The sequence below is a fragment of the Pantoea sp. JGM49 genome (assembly GCF_018257655.1).
Lineage (GTDB): Bacteria > Pseudomonadota > Gammaproteobacteria > Enterobacterales > Enterobacteriaceae > Pantoea > Pantoea communis.
Window position 1 is genome coordinate 12763 of record NZ_JAERJM010000002.1, and the last position, 19969, is coordinate 32731.

22 protein-coding genes are annotated in these 19969 nt (G+C 56.4%); 16 read left to right on the forward strand and 6 right to left on the reverse strand.

Features of this window, described 5'->3' with window-relative positions:
- The first annotated feature begins 64 nt into the window (after nucleotides 1–64).
- Genes JK231_RS03205 through puuE form a run of 3 tightly spaced genes read left to right on the forward strand, consistent with a single transcriptional unit; the run spans nucleotide 65 to nucleotide 2509 of the window.
- Nucleotides 65–787 (forward strand): GntR family transcriptional regulator, encoded by a 723-nt coding sequence (locus JK231_RS03205; protein ID WP_097117574.1) that lies wholly within the window; start codon nucleotides 65–67, stop codon nucleotides 785–787.
- Nucleotides 784–1515: an allantoin racemase gene (gene hpxA, locus JK231_RS03210; protein WP_097117573.1), complete on the forward strand. Its 732-nt coding sequence runs from the start codon at nucleotides 784–786 to the stop codon at nucleotides 1513–1515. The genes JK231_RS03205 and hpxA overlap by 4 nt, the downstream gene beginning before the upstream one ends.
- A gap of 34 nt (nucleotides 1516–1549) precedes the next feature.
- Nucleotides 1550–2509 (forward strand): allantoinase PuuE, encoded by a 960-nt coding sequence (puuE, locus tag JK231_RS03215; RefSeq protein ID WP_097117572.1) that lies wholly within the window; start codon nucleotides 1550–1552, stop codon nucleotides 2507–2509.
- 107 nt (nucleotides 2510–2616) lie between these two features.
- On the opposite strand, the gene hpxZ is transcribed toward puuE, so the two are convergent.
- Genes hpxZ through JK231_RS03235 form a run of 4 tightly spaced genes read right to left on the reverse strand, consistent with a single transcriptional unit; the run spans nucleotide 2617 to nucleotide 6180 of the window.
- Nucleotides 2617–3000, reverse strand: a complete 384-nt coding sequence (hpxZ, locus tag JK231_RS03220) for an oxalurate catabolism protein HpxZ (RefSeq protein ID WP_097117571.1) — start codon at nucleotides 2998–3000, stop codon at nucleotides 2617–2619.
- A gap of 2 nt (nucleotides 3001–3002) precedes the next feature.
- Complete coding sequence (locus JK231_RS03225) at nucleotides 3003–4400, reverse strand: AtzE family amidohydrolase (RefSeq protein ID WP_211727992.1); 1398 nt, start codon at nucleotides 4398–4400, stop codon at nucleotides 3003–3005.
- The gene (gene hpxX, locus JK231_RS03230; protein WP_211727993.1) at nucleotides 4397–4582 is read right to left on the reverse strand and encodes an oxalurate catabolism protein HpxX; all 186 of its coding nucleotides are present in this window, start codon (nucleotides 4580–4582) and stop codon (nucleotides 4397–4399) included. Before hpxX ends, JK231_RS03225 begins: the two co-directional genes overlap by 4 nt.
- A gap of 11 nt (nucleotides 4583–4593) precedes the next feature.
- The gene (locus JK231_RS03235; RefSeq protein ID WP_211727994.1) at nucleotides 4594–6180 is read right to left on the reverse strand and encodes a gamma-glutamyltransferase family protein; all 1587 of its coding nucleotides are present in this window, start codon (nucleotides 6178–6180) and stop codon (nucleotides 4594–4596) included.
- A gap of 175 nt (nucleotides 6181–6355) precedes the next feature.
- Between JK231_RS03235 and hpxU the strand changes: the two genes are divergently transcribed.
- The 10 genes from hpxU to katG all read left to right on the forward strand — a co-directional run bounded on the left by hpxU (nucleotide 6356) and on the right by katG (nucleotide 16025).
- Complete coding sequence (gene hpxU / locus JK231_RS03240) at nucleotides 6356–7195, forward strand: MurR/RpiR family transcriptional regulator HpxU (protein ID WP_097117568.1); 840 nt, start codon at nucleotides 6356–6358, stop codon at nucleotides 7193–7195.
- 194 nt (nucleotides 7196–7389) lie between these two features.
- Complete coding sequence (locus JK231_RS03245; RefSeq protein ID WP_097117567.1) at nucleotides 7390–8175, forward strand: transporter substrate-binding domain-containing protein; 786 nt, start codon at nucleotides 7390–7392, stop codon at nucleotides 8173–8175.
- 4 nt (nucleotides 8176–8179) lie between these two features.
- A complete protein-coding gene (locus JK231_RS03250) occupies nucleotides 8180–8848 on the forward strand; it encodes an amino acid ABC transporter permease (protein WP_211727995.1) in 669 nt (222 codons plus the stop codon).
- Nucleotides 8845–9501 carry an amino acid ABC transporter permease gene (locus tag JK231_RS03255; protein WP_058961561.1) on the forward strand — a complete coding sequence of 219 codons (657 nt, stop codon included), beginning with the start codon at nucleotides 8845–8847 and terminating at the stop codon, nucleotides 9499–9501. The genes JK231_RS03250 and JK231_RS03255 overlap by 4 nt, the downstream gene beginning before the upstream one ends.
- Nucleotides 9482–10213: an amino acid ABC transporter ATP-binding protein gene (locus tag JK231_RS03260; RefSeq protein WP_034825388.1), complete on the forward strand. Its 732-nt coding sequence runs from the start codon at nucleotides 9482–9484 to the stop codon at nucleotides 10211–10213. Before JK231_RS03255 ends, JK231_RS03260 begins: the two co-directional genes overlap by 20 nt.
- A gap of 20 nt (nucleotides 10214–10233) precedes the next feature.
- A complete protein-coding gene (locus JK231_RS03265) occupies nucleotides 10234–11469 on the forward strand; it encodes an alanine--glyoxylate aminotransferase family protein (protein ID WP_211727996.1) in 1236 nt (411 codons plus the stop codon).
- A complete protein-coding gene (hpxK, locus tag JK231_RS03270) occupies nucleotides 11466–12725 on the forward strand; it encodes an allantoate amidohydrolase (RefSeq protein WP_211727997.1) in 1260 nt (419 codons plus the stop codon). The genes JK231_RS03265 and hpxK overlap by 4 nt, the downstream gene beginning before the upstream one ends.
- A gap of 11 nt (nucleotides 12726–12736) precedes the next feature.
- Nucleotides 12737–13231, forward strand: a complete 495-nt coding sequence (gene uraD / locus JK231_RS03275) for a 2-oxo-4-hydroxy-4-carboxy-5-ureidoimidazoline decarboxylase (protein ID WP_160834033.1) — start codon at nucleotides 12737–12739, stop codon at nucleotides 13229–13231.
- Entirely contained in the window at nucleotides 13228–13563 is a 336-nt protein-coding gene (gene uraH, locus JK231_RS03280; RefSeq protein WP_034825380.1) for a hydroxyisourate hydrolase, read from the forward strand. Before uraD ends, uraH begins: the two co-directional genes overlap by 4 nt.
- Nucleotides 13564–13826: 263 nt before the next feature.
- Nucleotides 13827–16025 carry a catalase/peroxidase HPI gene (gene katG, locus JK231_RS03285; protein WP_097117561.1) on the forward strand — a complete coding sequence of 733 codons (2199 nt, stop codon included), beginning with the start codon at nucleotides 13827–13829 and terminating at the stop codon, nucleotides 16023–16025.
- 41 nt (nucleotides 16026–16066) lie between these two features.
- On the opposite strand, the gene JK231_RS03290 is transcribed toward katG, so the two are convergent.
- Together JK231_RS03290 and JK231_RS03295 are read right to left on the reverse strand one after the other, a co-directional pair.
- Nucleotides 16067–16840, reverse strand: coding sequence for an amidohydrolase (locus JK231_RS03290; RefSeq protein ID WP_211727998.1), 774 nt, complete (start codon nucleotides 16838–16840; stop codon nucleotides 16067–16069).
- Entirely contained in the window at nucleotides 16828–17988 is a 1161-nt protein-coding gene (locus JK231_RS03295) for a pyridoxal phosphate-dependent aminotransferase (RefSeq protein WP_211727999.1), read from the reverse strand. The genes JK231_RS03290 and JK231_RS03295 overlap by 13 nt, the downstream gene beginning before the upstream one ends.
- Nucleotides 17989–18118: 130 nt before the next feature.
- On the opposite strand from JK231_RS03295, the gene JK231_RS03300 reads away from it, so the two are divergent.
- Genes JK231_RS03300 through JK231_RS03310 form a run of 3 tightly spaced genes read left to right on the forward strand, consistent with a single transcriptional unit; the run spans nucleotide 18119 to nucleotide 19957 of the window.
- Nucleotides 18119–18733, forward strand: coding sequence for a methylthioribulose 1-phosphate dehydratase (locus JK231_RS03300; protein WP_211728000.1), 615 nt, complete (start codon nucleotides 18119–18121; stop codon nucleotides 18731–18733).
- Nucleotides 18730–19413, forward strand: a complete 684-nt coding sequence (gene mtnC, locus JK231_RS03305; RefSeq protein ID WP_034825368.1) for an acireductone synthase — start codon at nucleotides 18730–18732, stop codon at nucleotides 19411–19413. Before JK231_RS03300 ends, mtnC begins: the two co-directional genes overlap by 4 nt.
- 1 nt (nucleotide 19414) lies before the next feature.
- Nucleotides 19415–19957: an acireductone dioxygenase gene (locus tag JK231_RS03310; RefSeq protein ID WP_097117557.1), complete on the forward strand. Its 543-nt coding sequence runs from the start codon at nucleotides 19415–19417 to the stop codon at nucleotides 19955–19957.
- The last annotated feature ends 12 nt before the right edge of the window (nucleotides 19958–19969 follow it).

Sequence of the window (19969 nt, forward strand, 5' to 3'; positions counted from 1 at the left end):
TGTATACAAAAAATTAATTTCACGTATACGATGTGCTGTGCACAGACACTTACCGGAGCAGGTAATGAAGAGCGAAACAGGCCAGAAAACGGCTGCCGATCTGAATGATCGCGACGAACCCATCTATCAGGCATTACTCACCGCCATTGTGGAACATCAGCTGCCACCGGGCAGCAAATTGCCAGAAGAGGCGCTATCAGAAGCTTTTGGTGTGAGCCGTACCGGCATTCGCAAGGTGCTACAACGCCTCGCGGCGGTGCAAATGATCACCTTGTCGCCCAGGCGTGGTGCACAAGTGGCCACGCCGGGCGTTGACGAGGCGCGCGATATCTTTGCCACACGCAGCTTACTCGAGTGCGCCAATTTGCCCGCGGTGCTGGCTCACGTTCAGCCACCACACCTTGCTGCCCTGAGCACACTCATTGAGGAAGAGCAGCAGGCTCACGAACAGCACGATGGTGCGGCGGCAATTCGGCTCTCTGCGGCTTTTCATATTCAGCTACAGGCGATTTCCGGTAATCAGGTGCTGACGGATATGGTGACGCGCCTGACACAGCGCTCATCATTAGTGATTGCCGCCTATGGTGCGCCCTGGCAACGCGGGTGTCGTTGCGATCATCACGATCGGCTGGTGGAGCTACTGCGGCAGAAAGATCTTCCCGCGCTCACCGCAGCCTTACAGCATCACTTCCAACACATCGTGGCCAGCCTGCATTTTGAGCGCAGCGGCGAAACCTTACCCGACTTCACCCGGTTATTTTCCGGTCACAATGGAGCCGCATCATGAGCCTGATTCAGGTGATCAACCCCAATACCAGCCTGGCGATGACAGAAACCATCGGTGCAGCCGCACGTGCGGTAGCGGCACCAGGAACTGAAATTCTGGCGGTGTGTCCGAGCCAGGGGGTGCCTTCGATTGAAGGGCACTTCGATGAAGCCATTGCGGCGATTGGCGTACTGGAACAGGTCAGGGTCGGCAAAGCACAGGGCGTGAGTGGCCACATTATTGCCTGTTTCGGCGATCCGGGATTGCTGGCCGCGCGTGAACTGGCCAGCGGTCCGGTGATCGGCATTGCGGAAGCCGCGATGCACACGGCAACGCTGGTGGCGACACGCTTTTCAATCGTCACCACGCTACCGCGTACCCTGGTGATTGCCCGCCATCTGCTGCAACAATATGGCTTTAGCCATCATTGTGCGGCGTTGCACGCTATCGATCTCCCGGTGCTGGCGCTGGAAGATGGCAGCGGTGTGGCGCAGGAAAAAGTGCGCCAGCGTTGCATTCAGGCGAAGCGAGAAGATGGCAGCGGCGCGATAGTGCTGGGCTGTGGCGGTATGGCCTCACTGGCACAGGAGCTGACGAAAGAGCTGGGTCTGCCGGTGATTGATGGCGTCAGCGCTGCGGTAAAAATGGTGGAATCACTGGTGGCGCTGGGCTTTGGTACCAGTAAACATGGCGATTTAGATTACCCGATCGAAAAACCGCTCAGCGGCGCATTTCAGCACCTAAACTAAGTGCTGGTTGAGGACTGACTAAGGAATTTACAGAATGAGCGATGTATCTGAAAAGAAAGAGTACAGCTTCAACAAAAACTACCCGCGTGACCTGATTGGTTATGCTAACCATCCGCCGCACGCACAGTGGCCGGGCAACGCGAAAGTGGCGGTGCAGTTTGTCCTCAACTATGAAGAGGGGGCAGAAAACAATGTGCTGCACGGCGATGCCGGATCTGAACAATTCCTGTCCGATATCATTGGCGCCGCCAGTTACGCCGACCGCCATATGTCGATGGATTCTCTCTATGAATACGGTTCGCGCGCAGGCTTTTGGCGCATTCACAACGAGTTCCAGAAGCGCGGATTGCCATTAACGGTTTTCGGCGTGGCGATGGCGCTGGCGCGTCATCCGGAGATTGTGGACGCCATCAAAGTCGCGGATTACGACGTAGTCAGCCATGGCTGGCGCTGGATCCATTATCAGTCGATGGATGCCAAAACCGAACGTCAGCACATGCAGCAGGCGGTGGATGTACTGCGCGATCTCTTTGGTAAAGCGCCTACCGGCTGGTACACCGGCCGCGACAGCCCCAACACCCGCCGCTTAGTGGTGGAGAACGGTGGCTTCAGTTATGACAGCGATTATTACGGCGACGATCTTCCGTTCTGGACGCAGGTGACCTGCCAGGATGGCACGGTGAAACCGCATCTGATCATTCCTTATACGCTGGAATGTAACGATATGCGCTTCGCCTCGCCACAGGGTTTTAATACCGCCGAGCAGTTCTTTGTCTATCTGCGTGACACCTTTGATGTGTTGTATGAAGAGGGCGACACCGCGCCGAAGATGATGTCGATTGGCATGCACTGTCGACTGCTCGGCCGCCCGGGCAAATTCCGTGCCTTGCAGCGTTTCCTTGACCATATCCAGCAGCATGAGAATGTGTGGGTTTGTACGCGCCAGCAAATCGCTGATCACTGGATGGAGACGCACCCGGCTCCTGCTGTTTAACGACCAGCGATACTCCGCGCCGACACATTTGGCCGGTACGACATGAACTGTCGTACCGGCCCTGACCACGCGAGTTAAGTCTTACTGACGAGCGCCGGTTTACCCCGCTAGCTCATTAAACTCACCTGCGCCGCGACAATCCGCCACCCATAAGGCATGCGCACCCATGTTTGCTGCTGGCGACCAATCTTCTCCACGCCTTCACGCGTAAACTCAGTGCTGCACACCGCGTAGTCATCTCCAAAGGTGGTGATCACCGTATTACGTAGCGTGCGCGCCAATCCCTTCGATGGACGGGCAGCGCGAAATGAACGGATCTCATCAATGCCATACAGATTTTCCCCTGCGCCCAAACGCACGGTGCGATCGTCGTGCCAAAACAATTCATCCAGCACATCGACATTGTTGCTGATCAGCGCTTCTTCATAGCGGTAAAACGCAGCGGTCACCTCAGCCAGCACAGCAGGACGATCAATATGTTCAGGTGTCATGGTTACGCATCCATCAGGGTAGTTTGTGGCAGGGTCAACCCTTGCTGCTGCAGTGCCCAGGCGGCGCGCAGTGCAAGATGTTCTTTAAACGGTGCTGCGATTAACTGTAAGCCAATCGGTAATCCGCTGGCAGTTTGCAAAGGCACGGTACAGACCGGCAAGCCGAGGAAGGAAATCGGCTGCGTTAACATGCCCATACTGGCGCGCGTCGGCAAATCCTGGCCGTTAATATGAATCGTCTCTTGCCCAATGGTGGTTGCGGTGCAAGGGGTCGCCGGTGCAATCAGGACATCGAATTGTTCAAACAGCGGTAACACCTGCTGTTGGAAATGACGGCGGAAGCGCTGCGCCTGCACATACCACGCGGAAGGCAGCATCGCTCCGGCCAGCAGGCGCTCGCGAGAGTTCGGTTCGAATTGCTCGGGAATATTGCGCAAAGCGGGCAGATAGTGATTGCCGCCTTCTGAGGCGGTGAGGATAAAGGCCGCTGAACGGGCAATTTCCGCGTTGGCTAACGTGACGGCTTCGCTGGCATCCAGCGCTTGTGCCACCACTTGCACGGCGGCACGCGCTTCTTCGCTGCACCAGGTCGAAAAGAAACCACCCAGCACTGCGCTACGTATGCCTTCTGCGCCTTTTACTAATCCGTCACTGGCCGGTTCCTTCGCCTGCGCTGCCTGGAAAGCATCGCTGGCATCGTGACCTTGCAGCGCATCGTACACCAGACTCAAATCTTCCACCGAGCGAGCAAACGGACCGATATGATCGAGGCTGGCGACAAAAGGATGGCTGCCACTGCGCGATAAGCGACCAAAGGTCGGTTTGAGTCCATAGATACCGCACAACGAGGCCGGCACGCGGATCGAACCATTGGTATCGGTGCCCAGTGAGAAGTGCACTAAGCCTGACGCGACGGCCGCCGCCGAGCCGCCGGAGGAACCACCGGCCACGCGGCTCAAATCGCGCGGATTATGGGTCGGGCCATAATGGGTGTTTTCGGTGGTAAAGCCGTAAGCGTAGGCATCCATATTCAGCATGCCGGAGAGCAGTGCACCGGACTGACGCAGTCGACTCACCGCCCACGCATCTTCGCGGGCCGCTGCACGTTCACTGAATAAGCTGGCACCAGCAAGGGTGCTGTGACCGGCGACATCAAACAGGTTTTTAACCGCATAAGGAATACCCGCCAGCACAGGCAATACTTCACCGCGCTGGCGTTGCAAATCGACCTGATCCGCCTCGCGCAACATGCGCTGACCGGTGACTTCGGTCCACGCATTGAGTGCAGGATTGTGCTGTTCAATGGCGTTCAACGTCTGTTGCGCCACTTCACGGGCGCTAATATCACCTTGATTCAGCGCATGATTGAGCGCTTTGATGGATAACGATGCCAGTTTCATGGATGAAACACTCCTGCCACTTCCAGACGGTCATCCAGCGGGAAAGCCATGAGCGGTTCAGCCATGGCGGCGATGCGATTGAACTGCACCAGCAATTCAGTGCGACGTGCTTCGTCCAGCTCCAGAGCCAGAATCTGTTCCATTTGAGCGATATAAGCCGCCCAGTCCGGTTGCGAATGCATGATGGTTTCCTTTAAAAGCCGGCTGCGCTGCCGTTGCTACGTGGATCGAAGGCACCTTCCAGCATGCCGTTATTGTGTCTGACGATGGCGCCAGCGTGGCCGACGACTTCGCTGAAATCAGGCAACAGCTCAATGTCATGACCGAGTTCGCGCAACTGCTGCACCGTTTCTGCTGACATACGCGCTTCGAGTTTGAGAGAGTCAGAGGATTGTCCCCAGGTTCGCCCCAACAACCAGCGCGGTGCACTGACCGCCTGTTGAAGTGGCTGTCCCTGAATTACGTGGCGGGTAAAAATTGCTGCCTGCGTTTGTGGTTGGCCATCGCCCCCCATTGATCCGTAAACCATCGTGCGACCATCTTTCAGGCGCGCAGCCGCTGGATTTAAGGTATGGAACGGTTGTTTACCGGGTTTTAGTGCCAGCAGATGGCCCGGTTGCAGGCTAAAGGCTGCACCGCGGTTTTGCCAGGTAATGCCTGTACCCGGTAGCACGACGCCGCTGCCAAATTCGTGATAAATGCTCTGGATAAAGGAAACGGCCAGCCCGCTGCTGTCCATCACCCCCATCCATACGGTATCGCCAGGACCTCGCCCGGTTCCCCACGGCGCGGCTTGTTGGTCATTAATTTGCGTTGCCAGTGTGGAAAGATGATCGGCATCGAGCAGGTCTTGCACATTGAAGTCGATATGGCGCGGATCGGTGATGTGTTCGTCGCGCAAGGCAAAGGCTTTTTTGGTGGCCTCAACAATGCGGTGCACAGTTTGTGCCTCATCCGCCTCTGCCATGTTCAACCGGTCGGTGATGCCCAGAATGGCCAGCGACACCAAACCTTGCGTCGGAGGCGTCATATTCCAGATGTCGCCTTCGCTGTGTGCCAGATGTAGCGGCGTGCAGCGGCGCGCGTGCTGTTTCTGAAGATCTTCCAGGGTGATCGGCATACCCAGCGCGGTCATTTCACGTGCCAGATGGTGGGCCAGTTCGCCGCGATAGAAACTCTCCAGACCCTGTTCACTCAACACGCTAAGTGTATTGGCAAGCGCGGGCTGGGTAAAACGGCTACCGGCACCAGGCACGGTGCCGTCAGGCAAGAAGGTCGCCGCGAAGCCGGGTTGATCAAGCAATTCATGTTGCTTTGCGGCAGTGGCTGCAGCCTGCGATGCGGTAACAGGAATGCCATCGGCAGCATAGCGAATGGCGTCACGCAGCAAACGGGCTAACGGCAACGGCGCAGAACCCAGCTCTTCAGCCAGCGTTAACGCTTCCTGCCAGCCACTCACCGTGCCCGCCACGGTTAACGCGGCTTTGGGGCCGCGATGCGGGATGTGACTTTCGCCGTGATAGAAGTCGAGGTGGGCGAGTGAGCCTGCTGCGCCACTGGCATCGATAGCGATAGGATCGCCATTGAGCGGCACGACCAACCAAAACCCATCGCCACCCAAGCCGTTCATGTGCGGGTAGACAACCGCGATAGTGGCCGCTGCCGCTACCATCGCTTCAATCGCGTTGCCGCCTTCGCGTAAAACCGCCAGTGCGCTTTCACTGGCGAGATGATGTGGGGTGACGGCCATGCCGAGCGGGGCCATGTTGCTCTGTATCATAGTGAACTCTTCATCATTGATTCTTTTGTAGGGGGATTGGGTTAGTGGTCGCCGTAATGGGAGTCCCTACAAATCCGTGAGGTGATCTAAGCAAGAGCTGTTCCAGTTTTGGTCGGACATCAATGTGGATCGATTTGTGCTAGCTTGTGATGAAACGAAAGTTACAGGACCAATGATGAAACAGCTTGATGAACGCCTTCGCAGTCACTATCCGCAACTGTCGCCGCAGGAGCAGCGTATTGCCGATTTTGTGTTTGACCATTTTGATGACCTGATCAGCTACAACAGCGCCGAGCTGGCGCGGCTGAGCGGGGTATCGAAGGCGACAGTCAGCCGCCTGTTTAAACGTCTGGGCTATGAGAAATACAAGGACATGCGTGATGAGCTGCGTACGCTGCGTCAGAGCGGGATGCCCCTCACCGACAATCGCGATGCAGTGCAGGGCAATACCTTACTGTCGCGTCATTACAAGCAGGAGATGGCCAACCTGACGCAGTGGGTGAACAGCATCGACCCGCAGCAGTTTGGCGAAGTGATTCAGGCGCTGGGTGCTGCAAAGCGGGTGTTTATTATCGGCATGCGTAACGCCTATCCGGTGGCATTGCACCTGCGTCAGCAGCTGATGCAGGCGCGTCCGCAGGTACATGTGTTACCACAACCCGGCCAGACGCTGGGCGAGGAGCTGGTGGATATCACAGCGGAAGATATTGTGGTCGTGATGGCCTTCCGCCGCCGTCCACGTATCATCCGCCCGCTGATGCAGCAGCTACAGCAGAGCAACATCCCGGTGCTGGCGCTGTGCGAGCCGCAGGCACAGGGCATTATCACCCTGGCACACTGGCAGCTATGCGCGCCGCTCGATAGCGTCTCCGCCTTTGATAGCTATGCCTCGGCGATGAGTCTGATCAACCTGCTGGCAAATGCACTGCTGCATGAAATGCTGTCGCAAGGCCGTCAGCGTATTCATCAAATTGCCGATCTTTATCAGCACCTAGATGAACTGGAACACCGATAGTGGGCACCACTTTGGTGCTCTGCACCTTTTTTGATCGGGTTTTAATACGGGCGTAATGCCCGTTTTTATCGCCTTAAACTCCGTGTTTATTCGTTTTTCTTCCCTTTGCGCCCCACACCCTGCGGTTGGCACATTAGTTGCAAATCGTTTTATCAAGAATCTTTTGTTTCACGATAAACTCACCGGGGTGCATAATGAAAAAAGTTTTACTGGCAGTCGCAGGCGCAGCATTGCTGATGGCTCAGGTCGGCAGTGCGATGGCCGATCAGCTACAAGACATTCAGAAGCGTGGCGTCATCCGTGTTGCGGTACCGCAGGACTTCCCGCCGTTTGGTTCGGTAGGGACTGATTTACAGCCACAAGGCTATGACATCGACATGGCGAAGTACCTGGCGAAGCAGATGAAACTGAAGTTGCAGCTGGTGCCGGTCTCCAGCGCCAACCGCGTGCCTTATCTGCAAACCGATAAAGTGGATCTGGTGATTTCCAGCATGGGCAAAAACGCCGAACGCGAGAAAGTGATCGATTTCAGCCGTGCTTACGCGCCGTTCTTCCTTGGGGTGTTTGGCCCGAAAGGTGAGCCACTAAAAGATGCGGCAGCATTGAGCGGTAAATCAATTGGTGTGACGCGCGGTGCAGTGGAGGACATGGTGCTGAGCGATGTGGCGCCAAAAGATGCACAGGTGAAGCGTTATGAAGATAACAACACCACGCTGTCAGCTTACCTGTCAGGTCAGGTGCAGTATGTCGCGACCGGTAACCTCGTGGTGGCTGCCATTGCACGCCAGAACGCAGAAAAAGCGCCGGTGCCGCAGTTCATGCTGAAAGATTCACCGTGCTTTATCGGCCTGAAGAAAGATGAGCCAGCGCTGAAAGGTAAAGTGAACGCGTTGATTGAGCAGGGCATCAAAGACGGTACGCTGAACAAGCTGTCAGAAGAGTGGCTGAAAGCCCCACTGCCAGCCAACCTCGGCGCATAACGCAATGATTGGGCAACTCAATTTTGCAGATCTCTGGCCGCACTGGCCAGAGTTACTGGCAGGGCTGTGGGTCACGATTCAGATAACGGTTCTCGCCACCGTCGGCGGGGTGAGCCTGGGGATTCTCGGCGCGGCACTGCGCAGTGGCAAACCGAGCTGGGTGAGTCGCATCTGGGGCGTTTATGTCGAACTGATCCGTAATACGCCATTCGTGGTACAGCTGTTTTTTATCGTCTTTGGTTTGCCCAATCTTGGTCTGAAACTGACGGCGGGCGAAGCGGCGCTGCTGGCGATGTTGATTAACCTTGGCGCGTACAGCACCGAAATTATCCGCGCCGGAATTCAGGTGACGCCGAAAGGGCAGTGGGAAGCGGGCCGTGTGCTGGGCTTGACCCGCACGCAGACTTTTATTCGCGTGGTTCTGCCGCCGTCGCTGCAACGTATTTATCCGGCGCTAGTCAGCCAGTGCATCATTGTGATGCTGGGTTCATCGGTGGTGTCGCAGGTGTCGTACGAAGAGTTGACCTTCGCCGCCAACCTGATTCAGTCACGCACTTTCTTGAGTTTTGAAGTCTATCTGGTGACCACGTTGATCTACCTGGCGTTGTCGATTGCCATGCGACAGCTGCTGCTGGCGCTGGGGCGTAAATGGTTTGGAGCGCAGCCCGCATGACAACCTTTACTGACTGGGACATCCTGCGCAACCTGCTGCTGGCGGCGCGCTGGACGATTTTACTGTCGCTGGTGGCCTTCTTTGGCGGCACGCTAGTGACCTTACCGCTGCTGTTTTTGCGCCTGCTGAAGCGCCCATGGTTGACGCGCCTGATTCGCTGCTACACCGAACTGTTTCAGGGCACGCCGTTGTTGATGCAGCTGTTCCTCGCCTTCTTTGGCGTCGGGCTGTTTGGCATTGATGTGGCGCCCTGGACCGCCGCTTCGCTGGCATTAACTTTCTACACCAGCGCATTTTTGGTGGATATCTGGCACGGCAGTATTCGTGCGCTGCCGAAAGGCCAGTGGGAAGCATCGCGTTGCCTCGGCCTGACTTTTGGTCAAACGCTGTTTCGCGTGGTGGCACCGCAGGCGATTCGCATCGCCATCGCGCCGACCGTAGGCTTTGCCGTTCAGGTGATTAAAGGCACCGCGCTGGCCTCGATTATCGGTTTCGTCGAGCTGACGAAAGCCGGCACTATTTTGAACAATGTGACGTATCAGCCCTTTAAGGTATTTGGCCTGGTGGCGCTGGGTTACTTCCTGATGTGTTATCCGCTGTCGCGTTACAGCCAGTACCTGGAGAAAAAATTCAATGCCGCTCATCACCATTAATCAGGTCCAGAAGTACTACGGCGACAACCACGTCCTGAAAGGTGTCGATCTGGATATCGACAACGGCGAGGTGATTTCGATCATCGGCCGCAGCGGCTCGGGCAAAAGTACCTTGCTGCGCTGCATGAACGGGCTGGAAGGCTACCAGGAAGGCAGCATCAAACTCGGCGGTATGACGATCACCGACCGTGAATCCCAGGCGCGTGAAATCAGCCGCTCGGTGGGCATGGTGTTCCAGAACTTCAACCTGTTCCCGCACATGACCGCGCTGGAAAACGTGATGCTGGCGCCGCGCCGGGTACTGAAGAAGAGCGAAGCCGAATGTCGCGAGCTGGCGACGCAGATGCTGGAAAAGGTCGGCCTTGGCGAACGCATCAACTACTACCCGGCCAATTTATCCGGTGGACAACAACAGCGTGTGGCGATTGCCCGTGCGCTGGCAATGCAGCCGAAAGTATTACTCTGTGACGAGATCACCTCAGCGCTCGATCCTGAACTGGTGGGTGAAGTGCTGAAGGTGCTGGAACAGCTGGCTGCCGAGGGCATGACCTTGATCCTCGTTACCCATGAAATGAACTTCGCCCGTGATGTGGGCGATCGCGTGGTGTTTATGCATCAGGGCCGCGTCTGGGAGCAGGGTGACAGCAAAACGCTGTTTGCCAACCCGCAGACCGCCGAGCTTAAACAGTTTATCTCCACCGTCCGTCTTTAAGTCTTCAAAAGGAATAGCACATGGATATCAGTCAGTTTTCGCAAATAAATCCACCACAACGCCTGCTGATGGGCCCTGGTCCTATCAACGCCGATCCGCGTGTCCTGCGCGCCATGTCGAGCCAGCTGCTGGGTCAGTACGATCCGGCGATGACGCACTACATGAATGAAGTGATGGCGCTGTATCGTGGTGTATTTCGTACCGAAAACCGCTGGACCATGTTGATTGACGGCACCTCGCGCGCCGGTATCGAAGCGATTCTGCTCTCGGCTATCCGTCCGGGCGACAAAGTGCTGGTGCCGGTGTTTGGCCGCTTTGGCCATCTGCTGTGTGAGATTGCCCGCCGCTGCCGCGCCGAAGTGCACACTATTGAAGTGCCGTGGGGCGAAGTGTTCACCCCCGATCAAATTGAAGACGCGATCAAAAAAGTGCAGCCGCGCCTGCTGCTGACGGTGCAGGGTGATACTTCCACCACCATGCTGCAGCCGTTGGAACAACTCGGCGCCATCTGCCAGAAATATGGCGTGCTGTTCTATACCGATGCCACAGCTTCACTGGGCGGTAACGTGCTGGAAACCGATGCCTGGGGACTGGATGCGGTCTCTGCCGGTATGCAGAAGTGCCTTGGCGGTCCGTCGGGTACTTCTCCGATCACCCTCAGCCCGCAGATGGAAGCGGTGATCCGCAAACGTAAGTGTGTGGAAGAGGGCATCCGTACCGCGGATCATCAGGATGGTGATGAGGAGATGATTTATTCCAACTATTTCGATCTCGGCATGATCATGGATTACTGGGGGCCGGAACGTCTGAACCACCATACCGAAGCCACTACCGCGCTGTTTGGTGCACGTGAGTGCGCGCGTTTGATGATGCAGGAAGGGCTGGATAACGGCATTGCACGTCATAAGTTGCACGGCGAGGCGATGCTGAAAGGCATTCAGGGCATGGGCCTCGAAACCTTTGGCGACCTGAAACACAAAATGAACAACGTGCTCGGTGTGGTGATCCCGCAGGGCGTGAATGGCGACCAGGTGCGCAAATTGGTGCTGGAAGATTTTTGTATTGAGATCGGCACCTCGTTTGGCCCGCTACACGGCAAAGTGTGGCGCATCGGCACCATGGGCTACAACGCGCGCAAAGATTGCGTGATGCAAACCCTGAGCGCGCTGGAAGCGGTATTGAACCATGTGGGTTACCGTTCGACACAAGGCGCGGCCATGCAGGCGGCGTGGGATCATTACGGGAGCCACGCATGAGCAAAAGCCTGATGACCGCCAGCGAGGCGCAGTCCGCCGCTGCCCGCGTCATGGCACGCTGCGATGCCCTGGCTGAAATCAGTGAAAGTGAGGATGGTCTGACGCGTGTCTATCTCTCGCCTGAACAGGTCCGCGCCAACGCCCGCGTGGCAGAATGGATGCAGGCGGCCGGCATGACCACTTGGCAAGATGCTGTGGGCAATATCTGTGGTCGTTATGAGTCTGCTGAACCCGGCGCGCAGGCGCTGCTGTTGGGCTCTCATCTGGACACGGTGCGCAATGCCGGGCGCTATGACGGCATGCTGGGTGTGCTGAGTGCTATTGAAACCGTACAGTGGCTGCACGATCGTCAGCTGCGCTTACCGCTGGCGATTGAGATTGTCGGGTTCGGCGATGAAGAGGGCACGCGCTTTGGCATCACGCTGTTGGGCAGCCGGGGTATTACCGGCACATGGCCCGAGAGTTGGGTAACGCATCCGGATGGAAACGGTATAACTGTGGCGGAAGCGATGCAGGATCTCGGTCTGGACGCTGCCAACATTTTGCAGGCAGCACGCGACGTCAACGACATTGCGGCTTACCTTGAACTGCACATAGAACAAGGGCCGTGTCTGGAACAGGAAGATTTGGCGCTTGGCGTGGTGACCGCGATTAACGGCGCGCGTCGTTTGAATTGCAGCTTTATCGGTGAAGCGGGCCACGCTGGCACGGTGCCGATGACCCATCGTAAAGACGCACTGGCCGCCGCCGCCGAGTGGATGGTGTTTGTTGAGCACACCACTGCCGAGCAAGATCCACAACTGGTGGCCACGGTCGGCACCCTGAGCTGTTTGCCGGGCGCCGTGAATGTTATCCCCGGTGAAGTGCAGTTTTCACTGGATGTGCGTGGGCCGCAGGATGAGCCGCTGGAGCGCCTGTTGTCCGCGCTGCTGACACAAGCCGAAGCGATTGCCTTGCGGCGTGGACTGACTTTTACCGCTAGCGAGTATTACCGTATTGCGGCAACCGCCTGTGATGCACGTTTGCAACAGGCGCTGAGCCACGCGGTGGAAACCGTACAGGGCCGCAGCGTTTCTTTGCCAAGCGGCGCAGGGCACGACGCGATTGCGATCGCCGATCGCTGGCCAGTGGGTATGCTGTTCGTGCGCAACTATCGCGGTATTAGCCATCATCCAGCCGAGTCCGTGCAGGTAGCAGATGTGGCATTGGGCGTGCAGGCTTATCTGCAAGCGGTCAACGATCTGACACAGGCTTAAGGAGCCGTTGCATGGAGTTAGCGGTGTTTAACGATGCCACGCCCAATGAGGCACACACAGCGATAGCCCACTGCGTGGCAATTCCTGACTGGCAGCAGGCGCTGGTGGCCGCACGGCCTTTTGCGGATGTGGAAGCGCTCTATACGACCGCCGAAACACTGGCAAAGCGCTGGCAAGGTGCCGAACTGGAACAAGCATTACGCGCTCACCCCCGTATTGGTGAAAAAGCCGCGGGCGCGGGCAAAGAGGCAGTATTGTCACGCAATGAGCAGTCGGCGATGCAGCAGGCCGATGGCGCGCTGCAATTTGCCATGCTGGCGGGCAATCAATCCTATGAAAAGCGCTTCAACCGGGTGTTTTTGATTCGTGCCAAAGGGCGGAGTGGCGAGGAGATGCTGGCGGAATTGCAGCGCAGGCTCAACAATGATGCAGAGACAGAGCAGCAGGAAGCGCTGACGCAACTGCGTGAAATCACCCTGTTACGGCTTAAGGAGAGCATTGTATGAGCACCATTACCACTCACATTCTGGATACCGCGCTGGGTAAACCGGCCATCGGCGTGGCCATTTCCCTGGAGCAGAACAGCCCGGAAGGCTGGTTGCCGATGGCGGAGGGGGAAACCGATAGCGATGGCCGTATTAAGGATTTAACGCCCGAGCCGTTAGCGCCAGGCCATTATCGATTGACCGCAGAGATCGGTGACTATTTCGCTGCTGACGGACGCGATGCGCTGTACGTCAGTGCACAGATTGATTTTGTGATTGGTTCGGCGGGCAGCCATTATCATCTGCCGTTTCTGATCTCACCGTGGTCGTGGTCAACCTATCGCGGCAGCTAATTTTGTCACGGCCACCCTAAATGGCGACCCTGCAACACTCCAGTGACTGCAGGGTGCGCATTTAGGGACAACTGGCTGCAAACGACACCTGTTTTAGTGACGAAATTATGCGCAGCTGACGATAAAACCCTACTTTTTGTGCGTCATGTCACACGCTGCGCTTGAAAGACAGTAACTATCAAAACCTTCGGTTCATCCAAATATATTCTTTCACAAGGTACGGTTATCTTTACCGGACAATGTGAAGCAAACGGAGCCGAAAAATGAGCACGCACGACAATAACGATAATGCAGCAGCGTCAGGTAAGTGCCCCTTTCATCACGGGGCGTCTGAAGAAAAAAGCGTACTGGCACGTGGCGCGGGGAGCGGAACAACCAACCGCGACTGGTGGCCAAATATGTTACGTGTCGACCTGTTAAATCAGCACTCCAACCGTTCCAATCCTCTCAGTGAAAACTTCAACTACCGCGACGAGTTCAGCAAGCTGGATTACCCGGCGTTAAAAGCGGATATCCGCGCTATTCTGACCGACTCTCAATCCTGGTGGCCAGCCGACTGGGGCAGCTATATTGGGCTGTTCATTCGCATGGCGTGGCACAGTGCCGGTACTTACCGCACCGTGGATGGTCGTGGCGGTTCCGGCCGTGGGCAGCAGCGTTTCGCGCCGCTTAACTCCTGGCCAGACAACGTTAGCCTCGATAAAGCACGTCGCCTGCTGTGGCCGGTAAAACAGAAATACGGTCAGAAAATTTCCTGGGCCGACCTCTATATTCTGGCGGGTAACGTCTCGCTGGAAAATGCCGGCTTCCGCACCTTTGGTTTTGGTGCCGGACGTGAAGACGTGTGGGAACCGGATCTGGATGTGGATTGGGGTAACGAAACTGAATGGCTGGCGCATCGCCACCCAGAAAGTCTTGCCAATGCGCCGGTGGGTGCCACCGAAATGGGCCTGATCTACGTCAACCCGGAAGGCCCGGAAGCCAGCGGCGATCCGAAATCAGCGGCACCAGCGATTCGCGCCACCTTCGGCAATATGGGCATGAACGATGAAGAGATCGTCGCGCTGATTGCCGGTGGTCATACATTGGGTAAAACCCACGGTGCGGCTGCCGCCAGCCACGTGGGTGTTGATCCAGAAGCCTCGCCAATTGAAGCGCAGGGCCTCGGCTGGAGCAGCAGCTACGGCAGCGGTGCCGGTGCGGATGCGATTACCTCCGGTCTGGAAGTGGTGTGGACGCAGACGCCTACCCAGTGGAGCAACTACTTCTTCGAGAACCTGTTCAAATACGAATGGGTACAGACACACAGCCCAGCAGGCGCGATCCAGTTCGAAGCGGTGGATGCGGAAGCGATCATTCCAGACCCGTTCGATCCCGAGAAAAAGCGCAAGCCCACCATGCTGGTGACCGATCTGACGCTGCGTTTTGACGAAGAGTTCGGCAAGATCTCCCGCCGTTTCCTCAACGATCCACAGGCGTTCAATGAAGCCTTTGCCCGTGCCTGGTTCAAACTGACCCACCGCGATATGGGGCCAAAAGCGCGTTACATCGGCCCGGAAGTGCCAAAAGAAGATCTGATCTGGCAGGACCCGTTGCCTGCCGCGATCCACCAGCCAACCGTTGATGAGATCACCGATCTGAAAGCGAAGATTGCTGCTTCCGGTCTCAGCGCCAGCCAACTGGTCTCTGCTGCCTGGGCATCTGCTTCCACTTTCCGTGGCGGTGACAAACGTGGCGGGGCCAACGGTGCACGTCTGGCACTGGCACCGCAAAACGGTTGGGCGGTGAACGCCAGCGTGATTCACGATGTGCTGCCAACCCTGCAAAAAATTCAGCAGGAGTCTGGTAAAGCGTCGCTGGCGGATGTGATCGTTCTGGCCGGCAGCGTGGGTATTGAAATGGCTGCGGCAGCAGCAGGCGTGGCGGTGCAAGTGCCCTTTACGCCAGGCCGTGTCGATGCGCGTCAGGACCAAACTGAGGTGGAGTCATTTGACGTGCTGCAACCGCTCGCCGATGGTTTCCGTAACTATCGCCGTATTGCGGGTGGCTCATCGACTGAAACCCTGCTGCTGGATAAAGCACAGCAGCTGACGCTGAGCGCACCGGAATTAACCGTGCTGCTGGGCGGTTTGCGTGTGCTGGGCACCAACTTCGACGGCGGTCAGCATGGCGTGTTCACCGATCGTGTTGGCGTATTGAGCAATGACTTCTTCGTCAACCTGCTGGATATGCGCACCGCATGGCGCGCCACCGATGAGAGCGCCGAGCTGTTCGAAGGCCGCGATCGTGTCAGCGGTGAAGTGAAATACAGCGCCACCCGTGCCGATCTGGTGTTTGGTTCCAATGCTATCCTGCGCGCACTGGCTGAAGTCTATGCCAGCAGCGATGCCAAACAGAAGTTCGTCAATGACTTCGTGGCTGCCTGGACCAAAGTGATGAATCTGGATCGCTTCGATCTGTAATCAACTTGCGATAAATAAAACCCCGGAAAACCGGGGTTTTTTTATGACTTCAATGTATAGCCATCGGCATCTCGCCACGCCGGGAAGCGTTCGCGATAGGCTTGCAGATCGTCCAGCGACAATTCCGCATCGAGACGGGCGCGGGCAAAAGGTTCGCCAGCGGCGAGTATCTCACCGAGCGGCGAAATAATCCGGCTGTCTCCACTGTATTGATGGCTGTTACCATCGCTGCCGACACGGTTACAACCGGCGACATACGCCTGATTTTCAATCGCACGGGCCATCAGCAGTGACTGCCAGTGCAGCGCACGTGGTGCTGGCCAGTTGGCAACGTACAGCGCCAGATCGTAATCATTGTGATTGCGTGAGAACACCGGGAAACGCAGGTCGTAACAAATCTGCGGCAGAATACGCCAGCCGCGCCAGGTGAACACTTCTCGCGTATCACCCGCAACGTAATGCTGATGTTCATTGGCCATGCGGAACAGATGACGTTTGTCGTATTGGTGCACGGTGCCATTCGGTTCAACCAGCAGAAAACGGTTCACGGCGCCTTTTTCAGTCTGGATGGCTGCGCTGCCACCGACCAGCGCATTGCTGGTTTTCGCATGGCTGTGCAGCCATTCAATGACCTGTTGCTGCGGCAGCGAACTCTCTGCTGCTTCCATGGCAAAACCCGTGGTGAACATTTCGGGCAGCAGAATCAGATCGCGACCTTCAATGCCTTTCAATACGCCATCGAAGTGATGAAGGTTGGCTTCGCCGTCCATCCAGCTCAGGGTTTCCTGCAGAACGGTAATTTTTAAAGCTGACATAAGCGCTCCGCAGCGGCGATAAGTGTCGCGGGTTGTTTGGCAAAGCACAGGCGAATCAGCTTGTGCGGGAACGGATCGGCACAGAATACCGACAGCGGAATGGCTGCCACGCCCACTTCTTTGGTTAGCCATTGGCAGAAACTGACGTCATCCAGATCGGAAATGGCGCTGTAATCCAGCAGCACAAAGTAAGTGCCTTCGCACGACAACACCTTGAAGCGGCTACCCGACAATGCATCAACCAGACAATCGCGGCGTTCGCGATAGAAGGCCGGCAGGTCACGATAGTGTTCCGGCTCCTGACGCAGCATATCGGCAATCGCCAGCTGCGCCGGGGTATTAACCGAAAACGTCAGATACTGGTGTACTTTACGGATTTCGGCGCTGATCGCTGCTGGTGCAACACAGTAGCCCACTTTCCATCCGGTCATATGGAAGGTTTTGCCAAACGAAGAGACGGCAACGGCACGCTGGCGTAACTCGGCATGCGCTAACACGCTGGCGTGGCACTCTGCATCAAAACAGATGTGTTCGTAGACTTCATCGCTCAACACATAGATTTCCTGCTCAGCGATCGCCTGCCATAACTCGGCATGATCGCTTTTTCGCCACACGGTCGCAGAAGGGTTGTGCGGCGTATTCAGAATGACTAAACGGGTTTTCGCGCTCAGCAAGCTGCGGAATTCACTCCAGTCAACGCGGAATCCCGGTGGCTGCAATGCAATGCGTTTCAGCACGCCGCCGGCCAGTTGAACAGCAGGCGCGTAACTGTCGTAGCTGGGATCGAAGCAGATCACTTCATCGCCCGGACGCACCAGCGCCGTAATCGCGGCATACAGTGCCTCGGTCGCGCCGGCGGTTACAGTGATATCACTGTTAACATCGGGCGTGTGACCGTAAAGCTCAGCCGTTTTATCGGCAATCGCTTCACGCAGGGGTAACACACCGATCATCGGCGCATATTGGTTTGCGCCCTGGCTCACATGATAGGCCAGACGATCCTGTAAATATTGCGGGCCGTCAAAATCCGGAAAACCCTGTGATAAATTGATGGCGTTGAACTGCGCGGCAAGGGCGCTCATTTGCGTGAAAATCGTGGTGCCGAGCGCCGGTAATTTGCTCTCGGGAGTCAGGTTGAGCTGCGTCATTATTTAGTGGCCTTAAGCGCGAATGTCGATGCGGAGAAACCCTGTGTTGCTGCCACTCTACACAGGATGCTAATATTTGGCAATCGAGACGCTTAGACGTCTAAAACAACTGCGGAGCCTCACCTTCACTATGACGGATTTTCTCCCACTGGAACATTTAGTGGCCGCCTGCCACTGGATTGGCGCAAAAGGCTGGGCACCCGCGACGGGCGGAAACATGTCGGTGCGCCAGGATGCCGAATATTGCCTGCTAAGCGCATCAGGTAAAGATAAAGGCAGTCTGACGCGTGATGACTTTATTCAGGTGGAGATCGCGACAAACAGTGTCCCTTCGGGACGTAAACCGTCGGCGGAAACCGTGCTGCATACCCTGATTTATCGCTTGTTCCCACAGGCCGGGGCTGTACTGCATACCCATACGGTGAATTCTACCGTACTGTCGCGTGTAGAGAAGGGCAGTGCGTTGCTGCTGAGCGGCTACGAGATGCAGAAAACCCTCACGGGTCAGGACACGCATCTCAATACCGTTGCGATTCCGCTGTTTGATAACGACCAGGATATTGAGGCACTGGCGCAGCGCATTGAAGCTTTTGCGGCGGACACGCCGTTGCGGTACGGCTTCCTGTTACGTGGCCATGGCTTGACCTGCTGGGGCAAGGACGTCAACGAAGCGCGCCGCCACCTGGAAGGGCTGGAATTCCTGTTTGAATGTGAACTGCAACGTCGACTGCTGGAGACCCAATGATTCGCGCGATTGTTACTGATATTGAAGGCACCACCAGTGATATTCAGTTTGTGCACAATGTCCTGTTTCCTTATGCACGTCAGCATCTGGCAGCCTTCGTGCGGGATAACCAAACGGATGAGAAGGTGGTTGCGGCGCTAAACGCAGTGCGTGAAGAGTCAGCGGCGCCACAAGCATCGCTGGATGACCTCATCGCCACGCTGATCGGTTTTATTGATGAAGATCGCAAATCGCCGGGGTTGAAAGCGCTGCAAGGGATGATCTGGCGTGCGGGTTATGTTGAAGGTCAGTTCACCGGCCACCTTTATCCCGATGTGCTGCCCGCCTTTGAACGCTGGCAGCAACAAGGGATTGCCCTGTATGTTTATTCCTCGGGATCGGTGCCTGCGCAGAAACTGTTATTTGGCTACAGCGATGAAGGTGATTTAACCTCGCTGTTTAGCGGCTATTTTGATACAGCGGTTGGCGCCAAGCGTGAAACCCAGTCGTATCACAACATCGCCGAACACATTGGCCTGGCACCCTCTTCGTTGCTGTTCCTGTCAGATATCCATCAGGAACTGGATGCCGCGGCACAAGCAGGCTGGCACACATTGCAGTTAATTCGTGGCGAGGCCGATAACGCCAGTCGCCATCATCAGGTAAACGATTTTTCGCAGATTAATCCGGAGTCGATTTAACATGAGTGCACTGACAATTTTTAGCGATACCGAGTCCAGCCAGCCACTGTGGCACAGTACCGATGCCGAGGCGATTCGCGAGCGCCTGAACGCCAAAAACGTTCGCTTTGAGCGTTGGGAAGCGGATCGCGATCTGGGTAACGACCCTGACGCTGAAACGGTGATCAAAGCGTATCAGCACGCGATCGATCGTCTGGTGGCAGAGAAAGGTTATCAGAGCTGGGATGTGCTGAGCATGCGTGCAGACAATCCTAACAAGCAGGCGTTGCGCGAGAAGTTCCTGAATGAACACACGCACAGCGAAGATGAAGTGCGTTTCTTCGTCGAAGGGTCTGGCCTGTTTTGCCTGCATATTGGCAATGAGGTTTACCAGATTTTGTGCGAGAAGAATGATCTGATTTCAGTACCTGAAGGCACGGCACACTGGTTTGATATGGGTTCTGAGCCGCACTTTACCGCGATTCGTATTTTCGATAATCAGGAAGGCTGGATCGCCAACTTTACCGGCGACAAGATTGCGGATGCTTATCCTCGTCTGGCATAACGCGCTGTGTGC

Bases quoted from the DNA above. Each gene is read 5' to 3' on its own strand.
- JK231_RS03205 (WP_097117574.1), top strand. From the start codon at position 65: ATGAAGAGCGAAACAGGCCAGAAAACGGCTGCCGATCTGAATGATCGC.
- hpxA (WP_097117573.1), top strand. From the start codon at position 784: ATGAGCCTGATTCAGGTGATCAACCCCAATACCAGCCTGGCGATGACA.
- puuE (WP_097117572.1), top strand. From the start codon at position 1,550: ATGAGCGATGTATCTGAAAAGAAAGAGTACAGCTTCAACAAAAACTAC.
- hpxZ (WP_097117571.1), bottom strand. From the start codon at position 3,000: ATGACACCTGAACATATTGATCGTCCTGCTGTGCTGGCTGAGGTGACC.
- JK231_RS03225 (WP_211727992.1), bottom strand. From the start codon at position 4,400: ATGAAACTGGCATCGTTATCCATCAAAGCGCTCAATCATGCGCTGAAT.
- hpxX (WP_211727993.1), bottom strand. From the start codon at position 4,582: ATGCATTCGCAACCGGACTGGGCGGCTTATATCGCTCAAATGGAACAG.
- JK231_RS03235 (WP_211727994.1), bottom strand. From the start codon at position 6,180: ATGATACAGAGCAACATGGCCCCGCTCGGCATGGCCGTCACCCCACAT.
- hpxU (WP_097117568.1), top strand. From the start codon at position 6,356: ATGAAACAGCTTGATGAACGCCTTCGCAGTCACTATCCGCAACTGTCG.
- JK231_RS03245 (WP_097117567.1), top strand. From the start codon at position 7,390: ATGAAAAAAGTTTTACTGGCAGTCGCAGGCGCAGCATTGCTGATGGCT.
- JK231_RS03250 (WP_211727995.1), top strand. From the start codon at position 8,180: ATGATTGGGCAACTCAATTTTGCAGATCTCTGGCCGCACTGGCCAGAG.
- JK231_RS03255 (WP_058961561.1), top strand. From the start codon at position 8,845: ATGACAACCTTTACTGACTGGGACATCCTGCGCAACCTGCTGCTGGCG.
- JK231_RS03260 (WP_034825388.1), top strand. From the start codon at position 9,482: ATGCCGCTCATCACCATTAATCAGGTCCAGAAGTACTACGGCGACAAC.
- JK231_RS03265 (WP_211727996.1), top strand. From the start codon at position 10,234: ATGGATATCAGTCAGTTTTCGCAAATAAATCCACCACAACGCCTGCTG.
- hpxK (WP_211727997.1), top strand. From the start codon at position 11,466: ATGAGCAAAAGCCTGATGACCGCCAGCGAGGCGCAGTCCGCCGCTGCC.
- uraD (WP_160834033.1), top strand. From the start codon at position 12,737: ATGGAGTTAGCGGTGTTTAACGATGCCACGCCCAATGAGGCACACACA.
- uraH (WP_034825380.1), top strand. From the start codon at position 13,228: ATGAGCACCATTACCACTCACATTCTGGATACCGCGCTGGGTAAACCG.
- katG (WP_097117561.1), top strand. From the start codon at position 13,827: ATGAGCACGCACGACAATAACGATAATGCAGCAGCGTCAGGTAAGTGC.
- JK231_RS03290 (WP_211727998.1), bottom strand. From the start codon at position 16,840: ATGTCAGCTTTAAAAATTACCGTTCTGCAGGAAACCCTGAGCTGGATG.
- JK231_RS03295 (WP_211727999.1), bottom strand. From the start codon at position 17,988: ATGACGCAGCTCAACCTGACTCCCGAGAGCAAATTACCGGCGCTCGGC.
- JK231_RS03300 (WP_211728000.1), top strand. From the start codon at position 18,119: ATGACGGATTTTCTCCCACTGGAACATTTAGTGGCCGCCTGCCACTGG.
- mtnC (WP_034825368.1), top strand. From the start codon at position 18,730: ATGATTCGCGCGATTGTTACTGATATTGAAGGCACCACCAGTGATATT.
- JK231_RS03310 (WP_097117557.1), top strand. From the start codon at position 19,415: ATGAGTGCACTGACAATTTTTAGCGATACCGAGTCCAGCCAGCCACTG.